Below are 23,572 nucleotides of genomic sequence, written 5' to 3' on the forward strand. Positions count from 1 at the left end.
AAATGGATATCCTACCCCCGTACGAGTTTGTTCCGAATTCGATTAGAGAAAAATTCGACCAATAATATTAGCACAACTAAACCAATAAGAATCGAACCAACCTCAGACCACCGGTAAGCATTCATCGCAAAGATTAGTGGCGCACCAATTCCCCCTGCCCCTACAATTCCAAGAATCGATGCTTCTCTTAAGTTCATATCGAAACGGTAAATGATGATGGAAAGAAACATGGAAAAAAGCTGTGGCCATATACCGTAACGGATTTTCTCAAATGTATTGCAGCCAATCGAGTCAAGAGATTCCAAGATATTTGTATCGAGCTCTTCAATCACATCGACGAATAATTTGGCGAGCATCCCGATTGATGCAAGTGAAATGGTCAACACACCGGCAAATGGACCTGGCCCTGTGACGCGAATAAACATTAATCCATAAACAAGGGCTGGAATCGTACGAATGATAATTAATAAAAGTCTCGTAACACTCGCAACAGGTTTTGGTACAATCTTAGAGGCGGATAGAAACGCAAGCGGAATCGCCAATATCGAACCCATAATCGTACCGAGAAAAGCAATTGCTATCGTTTCAATAAGTAAATACAACACACCCTGGGATGTAAAACTAAATAATAAATCTAAATCCGGATTCAGAATCCCTCCAATAATCCCTGCAGCAATCCCCAACCCGCTTTCAGATACATTATCTAGATTCACAGTAGTGAGCGACCAAATAAATAAAAGCAGGATGAGTATGGCTATGGTAAAGATATAGCGTAAATTTCGCGGTGAAGCATGAAGCTGTTTTTCGATTGCATCCATATGAATATACTCCTTTAGATTAACTTTTTGCGAAAATGCTCGCTGACTTTTTCAATGAGATATACCGTAATAATCAGCATGAGCAATATCATCCCAACACTTGAATAATCGCGCCAGCCAAGTGATTCATCTAGCAATAGTCCAATCCCGCCAGCACCGACATACCCTAAAATTGCGGCATACCTGACGTTTCCTTCAAAGGAAAATAGCGAGGTTGACAAGTAGTTAGGCAAGACTTGGGGGAAAATCGCATAACGGAACGCTTGCAGACGGCCCATTCCAATTGATTCCATCGCCTCAAAAGATCCCATGTGGGCATTTTCAATTTGTTCATATAGCAATTTCCCAACATAAGCAATCGTAAATAGAAAAATCGCTACCGTACCTGCCAGTGTCCCGAGGCCGAATATAAAAGTAGCAATCAATGCCGTAACAAGCGTCGGCAATGTGCGGAGAATACTTAGGAAAAACTTTGCCACCGCAGCTACCGGCTTACTTACGATATTAGAAGATGCGAAATATGCCGCTGGAACGGCAGCAATCGAGCCGAGAATTGAACCCAATAATGACATCTTAATGGTATCGAGGAGCGGCTTCCAAATATTATTTAAATAATCCCATTTTGGTGGAATCATTTGACCGATTATCACAAAAAATTCATGCCCTCGCTTAAACAATGTATTCAAATCAAAATTTGTAAACCGGACCGAAATAATCGTAGCGAGCACAAGCAGTACGAGAATGATCGGTGCCCGCGACTTTTTCTCATAAACGATCTTTCCATTTGGGAGTGTAATTTTAGCTGGGGGGAAAATTCTATCATACATCCGTTTTCCCCTCCATTTCATTTGATTGCAATTCTTCTGTCTGCCCTTTATATATGTAATTAAGATTTTCCTCTGTTAAATCCTCCGCTTTTCCATCATAAACAATTTTTCCTTTTCTAATCCCGATAATCCGGTCCGCATATTCAAGCGCTATTTCGACATGGTGGATGTTGATAATGACAGAAATATTCGTTTCCCGATTTATTTTTGTGAAATCATCCATTACCTGTTTAGCTGTCACAGGGTCGAGGGATGCAATCGGCTCATCAGCTAGAATAATGTCGGGGTTCTGCGCAAGTGTTCGTGCTAGTGCCACACGTTGCTGTTGTCCACCAGACAATTGATCAACTCGGACATACGCTTTGTCCAAAATTCCAACTTGGTCAAGTGCCGTCAACGCCTTCACTTTATGCTCTTTCGTATACAGCCCGAGCACTTTTCTCCAATAGGGAAGCTTTGGAGCGAAGGACACGAGGACATTTTTTATAACAGAGATTCTTGTAACAAGATTATACGATTGAAAAATCATGCCAATACGCTGCCTGAATTTGCGAATCTCTTTTCCTTTCAATGAGTTTACTTCCACTCCGTCAACAATTAATTTTCCCTCAGATATATCATGCATTCGGTTGATACAACGAAGCAATGTAGATTTCCCAGCACCTGAAGGACCGATAACCGCAACGAATTCACCTTTTTCAATCCGCAAATTAATATCTTCCAGTGCTTTCATGTTATTCGAATAAGTTTTTTCAACGTCGATAAATTCTATCATCTCTTACTCTCCAATCTTGAAAAATGAGAACATCAACAAGTGATGCTCTCATTTAACTAGCATTCTATTGAATGATGCGTTTGATTAGTTCAGACTTTGAACCATTTCCTGTGCATCTCTTTCAGTGTCATAATCGGCTGGATCAGCTTCTTGGTATCCTTCGTGGTTGTAGATAGAAATGACTTCTTGTCCTTCTTCTGACTCACCAATATTGATAAAGGCTTGCTGAATGGCTGCTTTCAAGTCATCATCCATAATTTCAGAATTCTTACTGACACTAACCGTGTCATTATAAATAGCAGGAGTTACACCAATGACATTCGTTTCATCCCAGATCGTTCCTTCTCCGCCGAATTCATCTTGCCACTGGTCTTCATTGTCACGTCTTGCATCTGCGTATGCTACCATGACGTCAATTTGACCTGCTGCAAGTCGCGCAAATGAACTTCCATAAGAATCAGATTTTACTACATTATCAAGGTCCGTAATCGTATTTCCATAGTTTTCATCCAACCATAAAGCAGGGTAAATATAGCCTGCCGGTGAAGAGGAAGACATCACAGCCCAAGATGCACTATTCACATCATCCCACGTTAACTCTTCGCCATTATTTACCTTTTCCGACAATTCCTGTCCTTTTGCAGACGGACCAGCGATAATCAAAGCACGGTAGCTTGTCGTCTGTTCATCGGAGTCTTCTGTCGGCTTATTATCATTCCACTCTTTTGCATCATCAGATTCAATACTTAATCCAGCACGTGTTGCTGTCAAAACGGCCTCTGCACCATCATCATATAGCACATATGTACCACCAGGAATAAGCCCAATATCCGTTGTCCCAGCTGAAAGTGCTTCACCAACCGCCTCGTAGTTTGTCCCTACTGTAATATCGATTTCACCTATTTCATAACCTTGAGCAGACATTTCCTCTTTCAATAAATCTTTCAAAGGTTCTGTTGCTGTGATAATTTCTTCTGGCTCTCTTGATGGAACAAACCCGATGGATAGCTTGTCAATCGACGTTTTCCCATCTTCTCCAGATGAAGATCCTCCTTCATCCTTTCCTCCACAAGCCGCTAATACAACAATAATTGCACTTACCATGAATAAATATAAGAATTTCTTCAAAGCAATCTTCCTCTCTTTATTTAATGGTGGTAAAGACTAGTTTATAAAATAAGTCTTAAATAACTATGAACGGCAGGTAAACATTTGTAAATTTTTATAAAAGTTTTTTTACGTTGAAACGTTTTCTTTTTCCATTATCATCATTATATGTAGCTGCTTCCCTCTCCCCTAACGCTTCGTAATTGCCCCCTTCTGTTTTAAGTGACGGGATTCCTAAATATAGAAACCTATTAATTTCTAATGGGTTAGCTCCACGAAAGTGCTTGCGGTTTATTCGCAATACTTTTACGAGATTTACTACTTGTGTTAAGGTTTAAACAAATGCTGCCCTTAGCACGCTTCCCATTTTTCTCAACCCATCACGTTTTAACGTTTGCTATTTTTAAGTATATTACTAATAGACAAACCCTACATTCTCATTATGTCTTATGTCACAGTTTTTGACAATATTTTATTATAAAAATATAGCTTTCTTTTGGTAAACTATTATTAGGAACACTTCTCCAGGAAAGGATGAACACACTTGACGGAACAAACGACTATTAAAGTGCTTTATACAAGCGATATTCACGGGAATATTCTCCCGATTAACTATGGAACAAACGAAAAGGCAGAGCTCGGTTTAGCAACATACGCTACACTTGCCCGGAAAAAACGCCAGGAAAATGAGCATCTGATTGTGCTCGATAATGGTGACCTTATTCAAGGGACGCCACTGATGTCCCATTACGTAAAAAATCATGCAGCAAAACCGAATCCAATGATTGCAATTATGAATCGAATCGGTCTTGATGCAGGTGTCCCCGGCAATCATGAATTTAATTTTGGTAAAACGATTTTACAGGACGCTGTCAATCAGTCAAACTACCCGTGGCTATCCGCTAATATATTGGATAAAAAAACGGGAGAACCTTATTTTGGTCCGTCCTACATCATTAAAACATTAAGTAATGGGATTAAAGTGGCGATAACCGGCGTGACAACGCATTATATTCCAAATTGGGAAGCACCGGAACATATTCAAGGGATACAATTTGCGGATGCCTTTTCCACTCTAAAAGATGTCGTAAAAGAAATACAATCTAACGAAGACTACGATCTCATCATCGCCCTCTATCACGGAGGATTCGAAAGGGATGTTGAAACAGGAGATATAACAGAAAATTTAACTGGTGAAAACCAAGGGTATGAAATGGCGGATAAAATAGACGGGATCGACATCCTTTTAACCGGCCATCAACACCGAACCTTAACTGGTACAATTCGTGATTGTCTTGTCATTCAGCCAGGAAATAATGGAGAGGCCTACGGAGAAATTGATGTAACATTCAAGCGGGATGAAGACAGCTGGGTCATAGCAAATAAGCAAGCAGACGTGAAAACGTTAGAAGGGATACAGGCGGATCCAGTTATTTTAGAAGAAATGGAAGAATTGGAGCAATCCACGCAAAATTGGCTGGATGAACCAATCGGAAAAATCGAAGGCAATATGATCATCAGGGACCCATTCAAGGCGAGAGTGAATAAGCATCCCTTCATTGAACTGGTGCAAAAGGTGCAAATGGAGGCGTCAGGTGCAAATATTTCAGTCACAGCTCTGCTGGGGAATGAAGCAACTGGATTTCCTTCGAGAATAACGATGCGTGATATTGTTACAAACTATAAATTCCAGAACACACTCGTCGTTCTTTCACTAACTGGAAAGGATATCAAACAAGCACTGGAAAAAAGCGCAAATTATTTCACGCTTGATGCGAATGGAGAGTTGACCGTCAACCCAGATTATCTCATTCCGAAGCCGGAGCATTATAATTATGATATGTGGGAAGGGATCGAGTATTCCATACGAGTATCGAACCCTAAAGGAAGCAAAGTGGAAAACATTACGTACAAGGGCGAACCACTAGATATGGAAGGAAATTACAATGTCGTCATGAATAATTACCGTGCAAGTGGAGGCGGCGACTTTGATATGTTTAAAAACAAACCGGTTGTAAAAGAAATTCAACAGGATATGGTGGAGTTGATTAGTAATTACATAGAGGAGCGGGGAACGATTCGGGCGAGTGTGACGGAGAATTTTTGGGTGGAGGTTTGAGTGAGAGGCAAAGCAAGTATTGTATGCATTGTCAAAATTTGTAATTGAGAAGGCTGCTATCTGGACATTGGATGAAAATTATTTAAAAACAGCAGAATTTAAAGTTACTTGCAATGATTTATACAAAGCTAAGAAAGCTGCACCCAAATTCCTTTCGATTTTTCAAATCCTAATAAAATGCAGTCCCTTCAATTAGAGACTGCATTTTATTATACCTCGTGACTAAGCTGCCAATGTATTCCAAATTTATCAGTAACACGTCCGTAGAGTTGACTCCAGAAAGTTTCCTGTAACTCCATCTCAACGATTCCACCATCTTTCAGTTTTTCAAACCATTCCTTTAACTCGTCCTGCTTGTCACTAAGCAATGCCAATGTTACATTGTTGCCCTGCTCGAAAGGCTGACCTGGGAATGTATCAGAGAACATGACCCTGCTCCCGCTAATTTCAAGTCGGGCATGCATGATTCGGTTTTTTGCCTCTTCGGGGAGTGTGTAATCGGGATGCTGTGGTGTATCCTCGAAAGTAGTTAGATCTGTGATTTCCGTTCCAAACACCTGTGAATAAAACTCCACTGCTTGGCGACAATCGCCGTCAAATACGAGATAAACTTCTACCGCCATTTTAAAACACGTCCTTCCATTATATTCATTATTGGAGCCCTGAGTTTCTACTGTTTCTTCCCCGATTGCTTCATACGCTTTTCGTTGTTCGTTTTTCAGGATACCGCGATGCTAATACAACCTGTGACACTGAATCAATTGGTTTCTTGGTAATCAATGCACCTCTCTAACTTATTATAAAACTTTGTAAATCCATTTCCAAGTTTGGGAAATCCTTTTAAAAAACATAATTAAAATAGGGGCGAAATAGAACCCCATCTATATATTCTGGGTGAGGTTTATTTTATACTCACTCCCGAAACGTTCTTTATCCTGGACTTCATTATAACTTATTGAGTTCTCCATAATAAAGTGGTTGATTACCATAAAAGTTTTGTGAGTATCTAAATATTAGTACCTAGATATTAGCATAGTGGACTCACGAATTTTTATGTTTTATTGATACAGTTAAAAATTTTATCAGGAAGTTTACTCTTCAAAAGAAACGAAAGGCTTACTTAAACATGGAAAAACCACGCAGTAAGATTTTCACATGTTTATCTATCTTATAACCTATATCTGAACCTTAACTTTTATAATCTTCTATTTCAATATTGAATTCTATAGGTTTCAAAATCTCTATTATTTACAGACGCTCAAATTAGTAGAAAACATTAATTAAAACGCGCGAACCTGAAGCGCCCATGAATTCCCCAGGAGGTTCGCACATAAAGTTTTATATTAATACGGGGATTTTCTGATTTTTAACTTGTTCTATGGATAGTGAAGGTGATACGATACTACATATAGTAAGTTAAAGATGTTTTTGTCAATATCTCGCAGTCACTCCCTGTATGGGGAGTGTGGATTGAAATTTTGATTATGAAAAAGAGCTCAAAGAGGTAACGAGTCACTCCCTGTATGGGGAGTGTGGATTGAAATAATTAGCGCAAGCTACAGTAGATCAAACACCATAGTCACTCCCTGTATGGGGAGTGTGGATTGAAATAACTTGCGGTGGTCCAATAGATATACTGGTGATTGTCACTCCCTGTATGGGGAGTGTGGATTGAAATCCCGCCGACATCGTAGAAGTAGAAAACGAAGGCACGTCACTCCCTGTATGGGGAGTGTGGATTGAAATTACGGTCCAGAAAAAACTCTACATTTCCCCGCCGGTCACTCCCTGTATGGGGAGTGTGGATTGAAATATTGAATCCAATGTGACCATTTACACCAATGCCTAGTCACTCCCTGTATGGGGAGTGTGGATTGAAATGTGACACCGTTCCAGAAGATGATGGCGGCGGAGGTGGGTCACTCCCTGTATGGGGAGTGTGGATTGAAATTAGACTTCCAGCAATCCCTCTGCCGTCAAGCGATGTCACTCCCTGTATGGGGAGTGTGGATTGAAATTGCCGATGAAATGATTGAGAACCTACAACACAATGTCACTCCCTGTATGGGGAGTGTGGATTGAAATTGGAGCTGGTGTCCAGTCGGTTGCTTTGTTACCTGTCACTCCCTGTATGGGGAGTGTGGATTGAAATAATCGACTACAAGCACAGTTAAGGAATGCAGGTGGTCACTCCCTGTATGGGGAGTGTGGATTGAAATCCAATCGAACATGACGGCACGAAAGTAACTAATGTCACTCCCTGTATGGGGAGTGTGGATTGAAATATATCCGCTATCCGTTGACACTGCCTGGTTACCAACGTCACTCCCTGTATGGGGAGTGTGGATTGAAATATATCCATCGCCTACCTGACCGGCTCCGTCGTCCTGTCACTCCCTGTATGGGGAGTGTGGATTGAAATAAGGCAAGCTGAAATACATTACGCTATTTATTGCGTCACTCCCTGTATGGGGAGTGTGGATTGAAATAAAGATTCGCTTAAATACTCACTAACTTTACCAGTCACTCCCTGTATGGGGAGTGTGGATTGAAATCTCATTTTTGAGGACACCCTCTATATCCCTCAGAGTCACTCCCTGTATGGGGAGTGTGGATTGAAATTATTACTGCGAGTGAGGTTAGGGCTGACCTTGACGGTCACTCCCTGTATGGGGAGTGTGGATTGAAATCTCCTTTTAAATATAAAAAAGACACCCCCAAACGGGTCACTCCCTGTATGGGGAGTGTGGATTGAAATCCCTTCTTTCAACCGCAGTTTTGGTGTAAAACCGTCACTCCCTGTATGGGGAGTGTGGATTGAAATCATCTTGTCACAAACGTTCCAAATTTCATGTTATGTCACTCCCTGTATGGGGAGTGTGGATTGAAATCCAAAATGGGAATCTATCACACTAGCGACGGTAGTCACTCCCTGTATGGGGAGTGTGGATTGAAATATCTGGACGGAGATGGGTTGGATTGAGGTTTATGGTGTCACTCCCTGTATGGGGAGTGTGGATTGAAATTCTTTTGTAAAAACTCATTCAATGCTCCGTTAAAGTCACTCCCTGTATGGGGAGTGTGGATTGAAATCCGTCTTCAGAGAATTATTTAAAATAACGAGCGAGTCACTCCCTGTATGGGGAGTGTGGATTGAAATCTTATATCTAGAAACACGCGATATAGAAGCAAGTGTCACTCCCTGTATGGGGAGTGTGGATTGAAATTTTCCCGTCACCCACTGGTTGTTTATAAAACTTAGTCACTCCCTGTATGGGGAGTGTGGATTGAAATAACAAGAAAATCGAAAGACCTGATAAAAGCACGGGTCACTCCCTGTATGGGGAGTGTGGATTGAAATTTGCAACTGCATTGGCATTCCCACAGTCTGGTTCGTCACTCCCTGTATGGGGAGTGTGGATTGAAATATTTCCTCGAAATGAACCAGTAGCGTTATTATTAGTCACTCCCTGTATGGGGAGTGTGGATTGAAATCATGAACTCTCCCATTGGCCTTTGATATGCTAAAGTCACTCCCTGTATGGGGAGTGTGGATTGAAATAGTGGGTTCGGTAGCAAATCAAAAAGTCAAAATGGGTCACTCCCTGTATGGGGAGTGTGGATTGAAATCCTACTATTTTAAATTAGGAGAAGACATTTTTAGGTCACTCCCTGTATGGGGAGTGTGGATTGAAATTGTATATGATGCGCAGATATATAGAATAAAATCGGTCACTCCCTGTATGGGGAGTGTGGATTGAAATAGCGTTCATTCTCGGGCAAGTATCACAGTCAATCGTCACTCCCTGTATGGGGAGTGTGGATTGAAATGGCTTAGGCTGCGCTTTATAACTTTCGCCGAAGTAACGGTCACTCCCTGTATGGGGAGTGTGGATTGAAATAGGACATTGTACACTGCTTGTTCTGTTTGGTTTCGTCACTCCCTGTATGGGGAGTGTGGATTGAAATTTCAATCCGCAAGAGAAGAAATGGAATCCATGCAAGTCACTCCCTGTATGGGGAGTGTGGATTGAAATAATCCGTCATAGAGTGCTACCCAGGTAAATTCTTGTCACTCCCTGTATGGGGAGTGTGGATTGAAATACAAAGGGCATAATACTTGTGCACTTCCAACACTGTCACTCCCTGTATGGGGAGTGTGGATTGAAATGATTAAGAAACGCAGGAGGTGAATCAAAAATGAGTCACTCCCTGTATGGGGAGTGTGGATTGAAATATGATACCTAGATATAACGAATTGCCAAAGAAGGGTCACTCCCTGTATGGGGAGTGTGGATTGAAATCAAAGGGAGACGAGGAACCCGAATTCTTACCTTTGTCACTCCCTGTATGGGGAGTGTGGATTGAAATAGTTAGTCCGCATTTTCATCCCAACCCCACTTATGTCACTCCCTGTATGGGGAGTGTGGATTGAAATTTATTACTTACAAGCGAAGGGAGATTCAATGGAGGTCACTCCCTGTATGGGGAGTGTGGATTGAAATTCCAACACACTTACACCTTGAACGAAGAAATCCAGTCACTCCCTGTATGGGGAGTGTGGATTGAAATAGCGAAAACCTTGTTGATACTCTAAAGGTAATATCGTCACTCCCTGTATGGGGAGTGTGGATTGAAATAGTATATCCTAGCGCACCTGTAACATATTGATAGAGTCACTCCCTGTATGGGGAGTGTGGATTGAAATTCCAAGTTACTCCATTGATAAAGTCAGCTTCATTGTCACTCCCTGTATGGGGAGTGTGGATTGAAATCGTCATCATGCTTCCAAGATTTCCATGAATCAACAGTCACTCCCTGTATGGGGAGTGTGGATTGAAATGCGAATTGAATTACCTTGCTTTTTAATTGCCCCACGTCACTCCCTGTATGGGGAGTGTGGATTGAAATTATACGCTAAGTACCAAGATAAAGGATATACACGTCACTCCCTGTATGGGGAGTGTGGATTGAAATCGCCATCTTTTTACCTCCATATCTCAATTTAGAGTCACTCCCTGTATGGGGAGTGTGGATTGAAATACGGAGTTTAGCTTGTATGATTTCCCCGCTGTCGAGTCACTCCCTGTATGGGGAGTGTGGATTGAAATTATCTAGTTTTTGCATGGTTAGACCTCCCTTGCGTCACTCCCTGTATGGGGAGTGTGGATTGAAATTGCACTTACGGCGCCCGCATTTGCGTGTAATGATGTCACTCCCTGTATGGGAGTGTGGATTGAAATGAATTGTCTTTAATGGACAAGCGTAACCGCGTCAGTCACTCCCTGTATCGGGAGTGTGGATTAAAAGAAATAACGTATTGCTCACCGTATGACGCGGCTGAAAAGACGAAAAGATCAAAATAGGATTCTTTTCGTCTTTTTGTGCTGACTACGTTTAAATGTATCATGTCACTCTTGCTCAGATATTTTTTACGGATCCCGCGCACTATAATGCACTGGTCTAAAATAAAAAGTAAAGCATTCATGCCATCATGTTGTTGAAAATCTATCAAGAAAAATTAATATAACCCCTAATCTATTACGGTCCCATCTCATAATTCCTATCAGTTCTCCTACCGCATCATCAACTGTGTATACTTGGCGTCCAACGAACTACACGATATTGGATCTGAAGATGGTTAAAATTGGGACTTATTAGGTGGGTTAGCTTGATTGGCTGTATCGTTTGAACGCAAAGTAAAATAATCACTTTTTATGAACCGGCTAATGCCGCCTCATCAACAATAACCGTTACGCTGTCATGTTTGTTCAAAACGGAAGCAGGAAAGTCCTCGGATATTTCTCCTTCCAGCAATTTTGCCATTGCGTCCGCTTTTGTATCACCCGAAACAACTAAAAGAATTTCTTTACTGTTCATAATAGTTTCGATTCCCATAGAGACTGCTTGTGTCGGAACTTCCTCTATTGAATTAAAAAATCTCGCATTTGCTTGAATAGTAGATTTATCCAAGTCAACGACATCTGTCTTACTAGAAAAAGGTGTTCCCGGCTCATTGAAACCAATATGTCCGTTGGCGCCAATTCCCAGCACTTGAACATCTACTCCACCAGCTTGTGCAATTGCATTTTCATACGCTTCACATTCTTTTTTCAGGTCCGAAGCTGCTCCATTCGGAATATGAACACGATCCGTTGAAATATCTACGTGGCGAAATAACCTTTCATTCATGAAATGATAATAGCTTTTTGGGTCGCTTTGTTCCAAACCTACATATTCATCTAAATTAAATGTTGTAACATGTTTAAACGATATTTCTCCTTGACTATACTTTTCAATCAAGCGCTGATAAAGTCCTTCTGTTGTTGAACCAGTTGCTAAACCGAGAACTGGGTTTTCCAACGAGTTAATGCGATTAACGAGAAACTCCGTTGCTTTTTCGCTCATCTGGTTATAGTCTCTTACCCTCATAATGTTCATTGGTTTATCTCCTTTACCTATAAAAATTACCCCAACAATGATGAAGTTAGTTCCATTGTGGCAAACCGTATATTGAGGTTATGTATTTCATCAGTTAGTAGGAAATTTACAACCACACTTCCCCACCCACCCCTTCCTTTATTAATACCATATGAAAGTTTCCATTACCAGCATGAGCAAAGTCATTACTGTTATCTGATACATTTATCCAAATCCTAAAATAAAATTATAAATTCTTCGATACAGGAATCTCTACGTATTATATATAGGTTAAAGATATATTCTATGTTTGTTGATTGAAAAATTGGGGCAAGTAATCCCTATGTGCTTCTAACATTTCATCTAATATTATCCTAGCGTCTTCATCACTTGTTATAAGTGGGTTTATGCAAAGTGCCAATAAAGCTTGTTCATAAGAACCAGTTACCGCAGCTTCTATAGCTGTCAATTCAAATGATTTTATTTGCTGTACTAAACCATTTACAGCATGAGGAAGCTCTCCAACTGTCAGCGGCACAGGTCCTTGCTTCGTAACCATACAGTTAACTTCCACTACTGTGTCATTAGGAAGATTCGTAATGGCACCTTGATTTAAAACATTTAATGTCTGAACGTCGCACCTATCGTTATAAATAGAGGATATTAAGTTACACGCTGCATCACTATAGTAAGCTCCCCCTCTTTTTTCAAGTTGTGGGGGTTTTACATTTAAATTCGGATCATTATAAAGTTCAAACAATTCGTCTTCTAGCTGTTTAACTACTTCTGCACGGGTTTTGCCGCCCCTAAACCCTTCTAATTCATTCTGCAAAATTTCTTTTGTTTTATAATAATAACGATGATAAGGGCTTGGAACTATTTTTAACGCTTTAATAAATTCATTTTCCCATGGAAGAGGAATTATATTTTTCATTGTCAATTGATTTTCTTGATCTGTTAGCAATTTAATTACATCGTCTAATCTCGATTCACCATTTACATATACATCAAGACCGTATGACATATGATTTAGTCCACCAAAAACAATTTGTATTTGATCTGCAGATACATCCAATAGTTTTGCAATGCTCATTTTCATATTAATGGGTACATTACATACCCCGATTACTTTTTTATGTTTACTGTGTTTTATTACGGCTTCAGTGATTATGCCTGCAGGATTAGTAAAATTAATTAGCCATGCATTAGGACATAACTCGGTCATTTCGTTAACAATATCTAATAAAACAGGGATAGTGCGAAGTGCTTTAAACAAGCCGCCTGCTCCATTTGTTTCTTGTCCAACCATACCATGTTTAAGAGGTATACGTTCATCTTTAATTCTAGCATCTAAGAGACCAACTCGTATTTGAGTCGTAACGAAGTCAGCACCTTTCAATGCTTCTTTTCGATTTAGTGTTAAATATATTTTCATTGGTATGTTTGCTTTTTTAACCATTCTCTTTGCCAAGTTCCCAACAATTTCTAGTTTCTCTTTCCCTGATTCTATATCAACTAACCATAACTCTTTAACAGGCAGTTCATGATATCTGTTAATTAAACCTTCAACGAATTCGGGTGTGTAACTTGAACCACCACCTATTGTCACTAGTTTAATCTGGTTATTATTCAAGAATGTCTCCTCCAAATACAAATGTCATTAATGCACTAGTTGAAAACCCGATAATTAGTGCAATCAGTATTCTCTTTTTAAAAAGGACTTTATCTTCTGATTTCCCATCTACTTTTGTAAGTGCAATACTCATCCCTATAAAAGCCGAAACTCCAGCACTAATAAAATAACTTAATGATTCAGATAGATGAAAATATCGCAGTGGGATAGGGATAATCAACATTCCGATAAATAGAATAAATATAAAAATGAAAACACCTTTAAAGCTAATATGAGGTATCAATCTCGATTCCTTCATGATACACTCCTCCTTAATAAACAGAGGTTGAGATATAACTTTAACTTATGGTGAAATTTGAACAATTCTCATCTTTAACAACCGCCTGCGTAAGAGGTTTATTCTCAGCGATAGTTAGCAGATTCGTTCGGATTTCATCATGTTAAAATAGTTTTGTCCCAACCTCCCTATAATTTTATGAAATTGTATCTTCCCCTTGTTCTAAAGCATGCATTTTTTTATCATAAACCTTAAAGAATGGAAAGTATATAACTACAGAAATTGCAATGTTTATCAGAACCAATATAATAGAACGCCAGTCCCCTCCAGTTGCTAAATAGGCCCCAATTGGTGCTGGTAGTGTCCATGGTGCTTTTATAAACGTAGGTGATACTAAACCAAGAGATGTTGCTAAATAAGAAACAATTGTAAGTACTAAAGGTGTAACAATAAACGGTATAATTAATATTGGGTTTAAAACAATTGGCAATCCGAACATAACAGGTTCATTAATATTAAATAGACTAGGTATGCTTACTGTTCTCCCCAAATTTTTTAAATACTTTGATCTAGAAAATATTAACATAACAATTACAAGGCCTAATGTCGCACCAGAGCCGCCTACCCAAATAAACCATTGATACAACGGCTCGGGGGCCACATGAGGAAGACTACTTGCACCAGCAGATGCTGCCTCAGCGTTATTTAATAAATAAACCTCCCATACAGGACGGGCAACTGAACCTACAACAGAAACGCCGTGAATTCCAAAGGACCAAAAGAATGTAATTAAAAATACTGGTACTAAAACACCTAATAAACTATCACCAGCTGTAATAATAGGTGCAACAAGTTTCTCGATAACTACATGTAAATTTATTCCCATAACTACCGTAATAATAGTCATTAGAACTATCACAATGGCAACGGGAATAAGTGCTTCAAATGATCTACTAACAGATGCAGGTACAGCCTCTGGAAGTTTTATCGTAATTTCCTTTTGTTTACATATCCTAAAGATTTCAACAGATATAATAGATACGATTATTGTGACAAAAAGTCCACTTCCGCCAAGATATTGCATAGGCAATACAAAGCCTAACTCTTCAATTACAGTTGGAGTAATCGTAAGTAATAAGGATGCAACTGCGATTTGTGCACCTGACAAAGGGTCAACTTTATACGACTTTGCTAAATTGTACCCTATACCGAATGCAACATATAGGGACATAATAAACATCGTCATCCGGTAAGGAATTAGAATTTCAGCGGCATGTTCAGTTGCCCATTGAGTAATTGCCCATGCTTCAGGTAAAGGTGGGGATGCTATTAGTAAAAAGAATGAACCCACAATAATAAATGGCAAGGATGAAATAACACCATCTCGAATAGCTAAAAGATGTCTTTGTTCAGCTAATCTGGCCATCGGACTAGAGACTTTCTTTTCAAGGAAGACAGTAAATTTCCCCATTGTAATTAACTCCTCTCATACATGTAGTGCTAATTAACCAACTCGTTCAACGCTTTAAATAAAATTGGTCCACCCAATGGTGTATAACCTTGAGGTGGGATTGCACCACATGGCACACCAGCTTCATCTGCTTCATTTTTTATATTATCAAAGCGATGCCTTATCTGTGGTGCAACCATAACTACATCCCAATCATTTTCAAGCTCCATTGATACTTCACTAGATCCAATTGCTTTAACCTCAATCTCTTGTCCATGTTTCTCGGCTTCTTTTTTTAAGGCGTTAACAACAATCGCACTAGACATCCCACCAGAGCATACAAATAGTACTTTCATGTTTTCACCCCCTTCAAGTAGATTTATTTTTTTATTCGTGATACTACATGGTGTGTACTAAAAATGTGGTTATAAACTGAATCACCCATTTTAATACATAAACCTATGAATAAAGCATCGACTACAGCTAGCTCAGCAATTCTAGCACTCATAGTGCCGATTCTAATATTCTCTTCTTCTAATGATATATCGAGAATTATATCTGCTTTACTTCTTGCCTGTGACTTTCTTTGCTGTGTAAGTAGAATAGTTTTCGCATTCTTAGCTATTGCTAAATCAATTAATTGTAGTACTTCTTTTGTTGTTCCAGAAGTACTGACAACAAATAAAACATCGCGCTCATCCATATTTGCTGCATTCATCATTTGTACATGTATATCTGCATGATGAAAAGCAGACGTATTAATTCTTAGCAATTTTAATGTTAAGTCTTGTGCAACAATAGATGAGCCCCCCGCACCATATAAATAGATTCTCTTAGCCGAATACAGAGCTTGGATGGCTTCATCCAATTGTTGTGTAGACAATAGTTGTGATGTAGTTTGCAGTGCCTTTATCGACTTTTTCATTACCTTATCAATCACTTCGTCTGTAGTGTCTTCAAATTGAATTGGGGAATCATATAATATTTCATGTTTTTCAAGGCTTATCTCTTTTGCTAATTCAATTTTAAAATCTTTAAAACTGTTTATCCCGATACGTTTGCAGAAGCGAATTACTGCCGCCTCACTTGTTCCAGATTTTGCAGATAATTGTTTTGTAGTGTAGTTTACAACATGTTGCGGTTTACTAATGATGTGCTCAGCAACAAGCCTCTCTGTTTTTGTAAAATAACTCATTTGTTTCTCGATCATTTCTAAAATATACAAATAGCTTGCTCCTTTTAATTAGTTTTTATTTGAAAGGGTTTCCATTTGATTGTATTATAAGATAAATGAAATTAATAATCAAGAAAATGATTAAATTCCATAAAATTTAATTTCATTTGTGGTATCTTTAAGTTAAAGAAATTTAGGAGGGGTTTTATATGGATATGGAGTTAGAAATTTTTAATATTATTTCAAACGGTGGAGATGCAAAAGCAATAGCTTATGAAGCTCTCGAGTTGGCCCATGAAAATCAATTTGAACAAGCCTATAAGAAGATGGAGAATGCGAACGAAACATTGAATAAAGCACATAATACACAAACAAAACTTATTCAGGCAGATATTAACGGAGAAAATGTCAAAATGTCATTATTACTCGTACACGCACAGGATCATTTAATGACATCCATTAGTGAGATTTCATTAATTGAGCAAATGATTAAGATGCTTAAAAAAATTAGTTTCTTAGAAGAAAAAGTCAATTAGGAGGCTTAACTATGAGGAAACTTGGAATATCTATTTATCCAAACCATTCGATAGTTGAAGAGGATAAAAATTATATACAGCTAGCAAAGCAATACGGATTTAAAAAAATTTTTACGTGTTTACTATCTGTCGAAGGGAACAAAGAACAGATTTTAGCAAATTTCAAAGAAACAATCCATTATGCGAAACAACTTGATATGGAAGTAATTTGCGATATCAATCCACGAATATTTGACGAACTAGGCATTTCTTACAATGACTTATCATTCTTTAAAAATTTAGAAGTTGATGGTATTCGCCTAGATCTTGGTTTTACAGGTAATGAAGAATCATTAATGACGTACAATCCATACGACTTAAGTATTGAAATCAATATGAGTAATTCGACAAAATATCTTGAAAACATACTCAGCTATCAGCCTAATCGCAATAAGTTAATAGGTTGTCACAACTTTTATCCACATCGTTATTCTGGACTGTCCTATAATTTCTTTATAGAGTGTAGTGAAAAGTTTAAAAATAATGGATTAAGAACGGCAGCTTTTGTTTCTTCAAATAGCGCAACTTTTGGACCTTGGCCAATTATTGAAGGATTGCCTACTCTAGAAATGCATAGAAACTTGCCTATTGATGTGCAAGCAAAACACTTATTTGCAACGGATTTAATTGACGATGTCATAATAAGCAATGCATACGCATCAGAAGAAGAGTTAATACTTTTAAGTACAATTAACAAGGAAAAAATCACGTTTAATGTTGAAGTAGTCGATGAAGCTAGTGAATTGGAGAAAACAATCATTTTTGATGAGCCACATTTTTATCGCGGAGATATATCTGATTATATGATTCGCTCAACACAAAGCCGTGTAAAATATAGAGGTGAATCATTTTCACCCCATAATACAAGAGATATTAAAAGAGGAGATATTATCATAGAAAATGAATTATATAAACAATATGCTGGTGAATTGCAAATCGCCTTAAAAGATATGGAAAACTCCGGAAAGACAAACGTTGTAGGAAGAATTCGTGAAGAGGAAATATTTTTAATTGATTATCTAAAACCATGGGAAAAATTTGCTTTTTCGAAATGGAAATAGGTGAAAAGAAATGTATCATATCGGACTTGATGCAGGCGGAACTAAAACTCATGCGGCAATTGTAGACAGCAATGAAAATATAATATTTGAAATGATAAATGGTCCGGGCAATGTAACAGTGAACTACACAGACGCAAGAGAGAATATAAGAGAAGCTGTTAAAGCTTGTTTAAAAAGCGAACATGGTAAGTATTGCGAATTCATTGTTATGGGGGTTGCTGGTATTGAAAAAGGTAATCTGAAACTGCTCCTCGAAGAATATTTGAATAATGAATTTCAATTGCCAATCCTGTTATTGAACGATGCAGAACTTGCCTATTATTCCACTTTGGGAAATAGCAATGGTATTTTGGCAATAGCAGGAACAGGTTCAGTTTTTTTAGGAAAAAACAATTCGGATATCTTCACTGTCGGCGGATGGGGACATTTATTAGGTGATCAAGGCAGTTCTTATGATATTGGTTTACATGCATTAAAATTAATAATATATGAAATAGACCAAGGGGGCATTCAAACGGCTTTTTCAAAGTCATTAGCTTCCGAATACAAATTATACCATTCATCACACATAAAAGAATTTGTTTATTCCTCTTCTAAAGCAGAAATAGCAGAAATTGCTTATTTTATTTACAAACTAGCGAAAGACGAGAATGAACATGCTTTGAATATATTAGAACTAGCAGGAGAAAAATTAGCAAGCCAAACTTTGCAACTTATTAAGAGACTAAAATTAAAATCACCGATAAAAATCGGTTGTAGAGGTAGTTTATTAGAGAAAAATGAAATAGTTCAAACGTGCTTTATAAATAAACTACGTCAACATTCAGTCGACATCTCACCCATTTTTAATGATAAACCAGTAGTTGTTGGAGCTCTTCCTGCTTGGAAAAGTAGAATGGAGGAGAATTAAATGAGCATGTTGGTTGTAGGGCTCATGTCTGGAACTTCCTTAGACGGAATTGATGCATCCCTTGTTAGGATTGAAGGTTTTGGGAGAAATACAAGAGCAGAAGTAATGGAGAGTATATCATTACCTTATAATGAATCAATAAAACAAGAGTTATTATCATCAATGGATAATAAAACATCTAACATAGAACAAATCTGTAGTTTAAACTTTAAAATGGCTACTATTTTTACCGATGCAGTTAAACAAGTTTGTAAAAAAGCAAATATTCCTTTAGAAGAATTAGATCTGATTGGGTCACATGGTCAAACGTTATATCATATTCCACAGGCAAATTTTCCATTAGCTAAATCAACATTACAAATCGGTGACCCATCAGTTATTGCATATGAAACAAACACAATGGTAATATCAAACTTCAGAACAATGGATATCGCTGCAGGCGGAGAAGGTGCTCCATTAATTCCGTATATAGACTGGCTATTATTTAATGATGCAACGAAGGGCAGAATTTTGCAGAATATAGGTGGAATAGGCAATTGTACAGTTATCGAAAAAAATGCTCAATTAAAGGATGTATATGCTTTTGATACCGGACCTGGAAATATGATTATTGATGAGTTATGCAGGAATCTTTTCGATATTTCTTATGATAAGGGTGGCCAGATAGCTTCAAAGGGAAAAGTCCACAAAGACATTGTGTTTAAATGGATGAATCATGATTATTTCAGTTTAAAGCCTCCAAAATCAACTGGGAGAGAAGAGTTTGGTCGAGAATATACAAAAAAAGTTTTAAAGTCATATCATCATCTACCAAAAGAAGATTTGATAGCTACGGCTACTTACTTTACAGCTTATTCAATAGTTGATGCGTATAACAAATTTATTTTCCCTACATCCCAAATAGAAGATATTATTTTAAGTGGTGGGGGTGCCCATAATAGAACATTATTGCAAACGATTAAACAACTATTGCCTGACAAACAAGTTTTTGTAGTTGATCAGTTCGGCATGACAACTGATGAAAAAGAGGCTATTGGTTTTGCAATTCTTGCTAACGAGTCCATTCATCAGCAAAAAGCGAATGTTCCAAGTGCCACTGGAGCTAAAGAGCCAGTTATACTTGGACAAATTACCTTTCCGCCCTACGGAGATCATAAACATATTTTTAAAAAGGTAGGTTTATCGTAAAGTGTACCGGAAGATAAGTTGTCCCAAATCAAGAGCATTTAAACATTTAGAATCATGTCGAATACTTAATAGAAGGAGGGACAATAATGTCGAAGGAAAACGAGCAATTATTAACGGAGATGAAAAATGCTGAGTCAGAGAATCTTCATGAACTTTCAACGTTGGAAATTATTCGGCTAATGAATGAGCAAGACAAAAAAATTGCTGATGTAGTAACAGAGGCGTTACCACAAATTGAGAAAGCAGTTAATACTATAGTTCATGCAATTGAAAACGATGGCCGGGTCATCTATTTTGGTGCTGGTACAAGTGGGAGATTAGGTGTATTAGACGCATCTGAATGCCCACCTACGTTTGGTGTTTCTCCGGAACTTATACAAGGCACCATTGCAGGAGGAGACATTGCTCTAAGAAAAGCGGTTGAGAATGCAGAGGATCGTTTTGAGTTAGGGATTTCTGACGTCAGTAAAAACGTTACGAAACATGATGTAGTTGTAGGTATTGCTTCAAGCGGCAGAACACCATATGTTTTAGGAGCAATTCGAAAAGCAACGGAAATAGGAGTTCCAACTATAGGTATCTCTTGTAATGTGGATACTGAATTATCAAAATCTGTTGATATTCCCATTGAACTACCTGTAGGAGCGGAAATTGTTACGGGGTCAACTCGATTAAAAGCTGGAACCGCACAAAAAATGGTACTAAATATGTTATCTACAGCCACTATGATTCGAACAGGTAAAGTATATAAAAATTTAATGATAAATGTTCAAGCAAGTAATCAAAAGTTACGAAAACGCGCGATTAATATTATCCAAGATATTACAGGAGTTGATGAAACAATCGCACAAAAGGCAAATGATGATGCCAATGGTAATGTCAAGGTTGCGATCTTAATGTTATTATTTGATATAAATCTAAAGGATGCCCAAACCATTTTGGCTAAACATAAGGATAACTTTGTTAAAGCGCTGAACGATTTAAATCATTAATATATTTAATTCAAGCTCAGGTAAAAGATGTACCTAGAGTACTTGTTGAAATCTAGGTACATCTTCACCTTAGCTTCCAAATCCTGCACCCAAACTCCGTAGTCAGGTTTTCTCGGTTTTTTCGTAGACTTATAATCATTGTCAACCACTTATTCCCAATTTCCAAAAGCCACTTCCCCTAATGTTTCTCTCCCAGTTCCAATAAGCAAAAAAGCGGGTCCTTCAGAGATGATCTGAAGAATCCCCACTTCTTGCTATTATTAGTTTATGGTTGATAAATTAATGGTCCACCTGGTCCTAGAGGGATACCAAGCAGCATCCAGATAATTAACATAAGTGTCCAACCTATTAGGAAGAACATAGAATACGGAACCATCGTAGAAATCAAGGTACCAATACCCATTTTCTTATCATATTTCTGTGCGAACGCAATAATGATTGCAAAATAGGTCATTAATGGCGAAATAATATTTGTGGAAGAATCCGCAATCCGATAAGCCATTTGAGTTAGCTCCGGAGAATATCCGAGTTGCATCATAATCGGTACAAATACCGGCGCCATCATCGCCCATTTTGCTGAAGCGCTTCCTATAAATAAGTTAATAAATGCTGTAATCAAGATGAATAGTAAGATTAATGGAATACCAGTTAACTTTACACTCGTTAATAATTCCGCACCATATACACCTAATACTAAGCCCATATTCGTTTCATTAAAGTATGCGACAAACTGTCCTGCCGTAAAAGCCAACACAATGAATGTTCCCATGGAAGCCATCGTATCCGACATTTGGGCTGCTACATCTTTATCACTGCGGATCGATTTCGTGACTATTCCATAAACAAGACCAGGAATAAAGAATATAATCGCGATAATTGGTACTAATGAACTCATAAATGGAGATTGAACAATTTGAGCCATTGCATCACCTTCTGTCCCACGCAATGGGGCGCCTTGAGGTAAGACGAGCAATAATGCAAGTACAACACCAATCACTGTTGCTACACCAGCCCAGATAAGACCTTTTTTCTCTGTTGCTTCAAGACCTTCGAGCTCCTCTTTATATTCGCCTTTATAGGAGCCAAGACGAGGTTCTACAATTTTTTCCGTTACCCAAGTACCGATCACTGCTAATACAAATACGGAAACGGCAATAAACAACCAGTTCATTGCGATATTCATATTTGCAGCATAGGCAGGATCGATAATCGCTGCGGCTGCAATTGTCATCTCTCCAAGCATGGCATCTGTACCCGATAGTAATAAGTTGGCACTAAACCCTCCAGATACTCCAGCAAATGCCGCTGCGAGCCCCGCTAACGGGTGCCTGCCAAGTGCTGCAAAAATCAATGCCCCTAGTGGTGGCAATACAACATATCCCGCATCCGATGCCACACTAGACATAATACCTGCTGTAACCAATCCTAACGTAATAAATCGATTAGGTATGGATAATACAAACCCTCTAAGTAATGCACTGATCAGTCCAGTCCGTTCAGCCACCCCTATCCCAAGCATTGTTAAAAGGACAACACCTAAAGGCGCAAAACCAATAAAGTTATCGGTCATACTCGTGAATATGTATTGAATTCCTTCCGCGCTCAATAGATTTTTAATTTCTACAATTGTCCCTTCTTCTCCGGGATGCTCTACACTAATCCCCAGCGGTTGTAACGCTGCAGATAGTAAAATTACAGAGAGTGCTAAAATTGCAAATAAGGTAGCTGGGTGCGGCAATTTATTTCCAGCCGATTCAATTTTATCCAAAGAGCGCAGAATAATCCCCTTTTTTTGTTTTGCCATACAAAATTTACCTCCTACACGCAAAAAAATATTGTGAAAATTATAACCTAACGGAGTCCTTCCTAAATGAAGATTACTACAATAATTAATCTATGATAATTTATTACTCTTCTTCAGTACTCCTATCGCAACTAGGTTTCTATTACATTTTCACTATTCAAGCATAAAATAGTAGACACAATGAGAATAATAACAGTTCCATTCAACTATTTCAATTTCGATCGAAGTTTCAACCTTTAGTACTTTTAATTATAATGTAAAAGGTAAATGTATATGCCCTATAAAATTCGCTCTAACTGTAGAAATGTTATTCTAACATGGTAGATTTTCGAACCTTTGTGTTTTATATTGAGGCTGGGACAAAACTCCAGTAAACAAAAAATTAAGGCGTGGGATCTACGCTAAAAAGTGTGGATCCCACGCCTTTTTTGTCGCTATTTTT

General features: G+C 38.3%; 18 protein-coding genes and 1 CRISPR repeat array. Of the genes, 6 read left to right on the forward strand and 12 right to left on the reverse strand.

What is annotated here, in order from left to right:
* Positions 1 to 11 precede the first annotated feature (11 nt).
* From phnE (SPD53_RS08720) to SPD53_RS08735, 4 genes are all read right to left on the reverse strand, one after another.
* Positions 12 to 818: a phosphonate ABC transporter, permease protein PhnE gene (phnE, locus tag SPD53_RS08720; RefSeq protein ID WP_188857686.1), complete on the reverse strand. Its 807-nt coding sequence runs from the start codon at positions 816 to 818 to the stop codon at positions 12 to 14.
* Between the two features lie 14 nt (positions 819 to 832).
* Positions 833 to 1,645, reverse strand: coding sequence for a phosphonate ABC transporter, permease protein PhnE (phnE, locus tag SPD53_RS08725; RefSeq protein ID WP_336252288.1), 813 nt, complete (start codon positions 1,643 to 1,645; stop codon positions 833 to 835).
* Complete coding sequence (gene phnC, locus SPD53_RS08730; protein WP_336252289.1) at positions 1,638 to 2,420, reverse strand: phosphonate ABC transporter ATP-binding protein; 783 nt, start codon at positions 2,418 to 2,420, stop codon at positions 1,638 to 1,640. The genes phnE (SPD53_RS08725) and phnC overlap by 8 nt, the downstream gene beginning before the upstream one ends.
* 84 nt (positions 2,421 to 2,504) lie before the next feature.
* The gene (locus tag SPD53_RS08735) at positions 2,505 to 3,524 is read right to left on the reverse strand and encodes a phosphate/phosphite/phosphonate ABC transporter substrate-binding protein (RefSeq protein ID WP_156855256.1); all 1,020 of its coding nucleotides are present in this window, start codon (positions 3,522 to 3,524) and stop codon (positions 2,505 to 2,507) included.
* 547 nt (positions 3,525 to 4,071) lie between these two features.
* On the opposite strand from SPD53_RS08735, the gene SPD53_RS08740 reads away from it, so the two are divergent.
* Positions 4,072 to 5,646 carry a bifunctional metallophosphatase/5'-nucleotidase gene (locus SPD53_RS08740; RefSeq protein ID WP_336252290.1) on the forward strand — a complete coding sequence of 525 codons (1,575 nt, stop codon included), beginning with the start codon at positions 4,072 to 4,074 and terminating at the stop codon, positions 5,644 to 5,646.
* Between the two features lie 209 nt (positions 5,647 to 5,855).
* Here the strand turns inward: SPD53_RS08740 and SPD53_RS08745 are convergent, their stop codons facing one another.
* From SPD53_RS08745 to SPD53_RS08775, 7 genes are all read right to left on the reverse strand, one after another.
* Positions 5,856 to 6,269 carry a VOC family protein gene (locus SPD53_RS08745; protein WP_336252291.1) on the reverse strand — a complete coding sequence of 138 codons (414 nt, stop codon included), beginning with the start codon at positions 6,267 to 6,269 and terminating at the stop codon, positions 5,856 to 5,858.
* Positions 6,270 to 7,090: 821 nt separating this feature from the next.
* Positions 7,091 to 10,823: a CRISPR direct-repeat array (repeat unit 33 nt; unit sequence GTCACTCCCTGTATGGGGAGTGTGGATTGAAAT).
* A gap of 538 nt (positions 10,824 to 11,361) precedes the next feature.
* The gene (gene nagB / locus SPD53_RS08750; RefSeq protein ID WP_336252292.1) at positions 11,362 to 12,087 is read right to left on the reverse strand and encodes a glucosamine-6-phosphate deaminase; all 726 of its coding nucleotides are present in this window, start codon (positions 12,085 to 12,087) and stop codon (positions 11,362 to 11,364) included.
* A 283-nt stretch (positions 12,088 to 12,370) separates the two neighbouring features.
* Entirely contained in the window at positions 12,371 to 13,699 is a 1,329-nt protein-coding gene (locus tag SPD53_RS08755; RefSeq protein WP_336252293.1) for a 6-phospho-beta-glucosidase, read from the reverse strand.
* A complete protein-coding gene (locus tag SPD53_RS08760; RefSeq protein WP_336252294.1) occupies positions 13,692 to 13,997 on the reverse strand; it encodes a hypothetical protein in 306 nt (101 codons plus the stop codon). Before SPD53_RS08760 ends, SPD53_RS08755 begins: the two co-directional genes overlap by 8 nt.
* A gap of 175 nt (positions 13,998 to 14,172) precedes the next feature.
* On the reverse strand, positions 14,173 to 15,447 hold the full coding sequence (locus SPD53_RS08765; RefSeq protein ID WP_336252295.1) for a PTS sugar transporter subunit IIC: 1,275 nt from the start codon (positions 15,445 to 15,447) through the stop codon (positions 14,173 to 14,175).
* A 29-nt stretch (positions 15,448 to 15,476) separates the two neighbouring features.
* Positions 15,477 to 15,782, reverse strand: coding sequence for a PTS sugar transporter subunit IIB (locus SPD53_RS08770; protein ID WP_336252296.1), 306 nt, complete (start codon positions 15,780 to 15,782; stop codon positions 15,477 to 15,479).
* A gap of 23 nt (positions 15,783 to 15,805) precedes the next feature.
* Positions 15,806 to 16,651: a MurR/RpiR family transcriptional regulator gene (locus SPD53_RS08775; RefSeq protein ID WP_336252297.1), complete on the reverse strand. Its 846-nt coding sequence runs from the start codon at positions 16,649 to 16,651 to the stop codon at positions 15,806 to 15,808.
* Between the two features lie 158 nt (positions 16,652 to 16,809).
* On the opposite strand from SPD53_RS08775, the gene SPD53_RS08780 reads away from it, so the two are divergent.
* From SPD53_RS08780 to murQ, 5 genes are all read left to right on the forward strand, one after another.
* Positions 16,810 to 17,136, forward strand: coding sequence for a PTS lactose/cellobiose transporter subunit IIA (locus SPD53_RS08780; protein ID WP_336252298.1), 327 nt, complete (start codon positions 16,810 to 16,812; stop codon positions 17,134 to 17,136).
* Between the two features lie 11 nt (positions 17,137 to 17,147).
* A complete protein-coding gene (locus SPD53_RS08785) occupies positions 17,148 to 18,236 on the forward strand; it encodes a DUF871 domain-containing protein (RefSeq protein ID WP_336252299.1) in 1,089 nt (362 codons plus the stop codon).
* Positions 18,237 to 18,246: 10 nt separating this feature from the next.
* Complete coding sequence (locus SPD53_RS08790) at positions 18,247 to 19,146, forward strand: BadF/BadG/BcrA/BcrD ATPase family protein (RefSeq protein ID WP_336252300.1); 900 nt, start codon at positions 18,247 to 18,249, stop codon at positions 19,144 to 19,146.
* Positions 19,147 to 19,152: 6 nt separating this feature from the next.
* The gene (anmK, locus tag SPD53_RS08795; RefSeq protein WP_336252305.1) at positions 19,153 to 20,334 is read left to right on the forward strand and encodes an anhydro-N-acetylmuramic acid kinase AnmK; all 1,182 of its coding nucleotides are present in this window, start codon (positions 19,153 to 19,155) and stop codon (positions 20,332 to 20,334) included.
* A gap of 86 nt (positions 20,335 to 20,420) precedes the next feature.
* Positions 20,421 to 21,326, forward strand: coding sequence for an N-acetylmuramic acid 6-phosphate etherase (gene murQ / locus SPD53_RS08800; protein WP_336252301.1), 906 nt, complete (start codon positions 20,421 to 20,423; stop codon positions 21,324 to 21,326).
* Between the two features lie 265 nt (positions 21,327 to 21,591).
* Here murQ and SPD53_RS08805 read toward each other — a convergent pair whose 3' ends face one another.
* Entirely contained in the window at positions 21,592 to 23,130 is a 1,539-nt protein-coding gene (locus SPD53_RS08805; protein WP_336252302.1) for an AbgT family transporter, read from the reverse strand.
* Positions 23,131 to 23,572 lie beyond the last annotated feature (442 nt).

It is taken from the genome of Oceanobacillus sp. MO10714A (assembly GCF_037072045.1).
GTDB lineage: Bacteria > Bacillota > Bacilli > Bacillales > Amphibacillaceae > Oceanobacillus > Oceanobacillus indicireducens.

Coding starts and splice junctions, on each gene's coding strand:
- phnE (WP_188857686.1), bottom strand. CDS start 818: ATGGATGCAATCGAAAAACAGCTTCATGCTTCACCGCGAAATTTACGC.
- SPD53_RS08760 (WP_336252294.1), bottom strand. CDS start 13,997: ATGAAGGAATCGAGATTGATACCTCATATTAGCTTTAAAGGTGTTTTC.
- SPD53_RS08765 (WP_336252295.1), bottom strand. CDS start 15,447: ATGGGGAAATTTACTGTCTTCCTTGAAAAGAAAGTCTCTAGTCCGATG.
- SPD53_RS08805 (WP_336252302.1), bottom strand. CDS start 23,130: ATGGCAAAACAAAAAAAGGGGATTATTCTGCGCTCTTTGGATAAAATT.
- SPD53_RS08790 (WP_336252300.1), top strand. CDS start 18,247: ATGTATCATATCGGACTTGATGCAGGCGGAACTAAAACTCATGCGGCA.
- murQ (WP_336252301.1), top strand. CDS start 20,421: ATGTCGAAGGAAAACGAGCAATTATTAACGGAGATGAAAAATGCTGAG.
- SPD53_RS08785 (WP_336252299.1), top strand. CDS start 17,148: ATGAGGAAACTTGGAATATCTATTTATCCAAACCATTCGATAGTTGAA.
- phnE (WP_336252288.1), bottom strand. CDS start 1,645: ATGTATGATAGAATTTTCCCCCCAGCTAAAATTACACTCCCAAATGGA.
- anmK (WP_336252305.1), top strand. CDS start 19,153: ATGTTGGTTGTAGGGCTCATGTCTGGAACTTCCTTAGACGGAATTGAT.
- SPD53_RS08745 (WP_336252291.1), bottom strand. CDS start 6,269: ATGGCGGTAGAAGTTTATCTCGTATTTGACGGCGATTGTCGCCAAGCA.
- nagB (WP_336252292.1), bottom strand. CDS start 12,087: ATGAACATTATGAGGGTAAGAGACTATAACCAGATGAGCGAAAAAGCA.
- SPD53_RS08780 (WP_336252298.1), top strand. CDS start 16,810: ATGGATATGGAGTTAGAAATTTTTAATATTATTTCAAACGGTGGAGAT.
- SPD53_RS08735 (WP_156855256.1), bottom strand. CDS start 3,524: ATGGTAAGTGCAATTATTGTTGTATTAGCGGCTTGTGGAGGAAAGGAT.
- SPD53_RS08770 (WP_336252296.1), bottom strand. CDS start 15,782: ATGAAAGTACTATTTGTATGCTCTGGTGGGATGTCTAGTGCGATTGTT.
- phnC (WP_336252289.1), bottom strand. CDS start 2,420: ATGATAGAATTTATCGACGTTGAAAAAACTTATTCGAATAACATGAAA.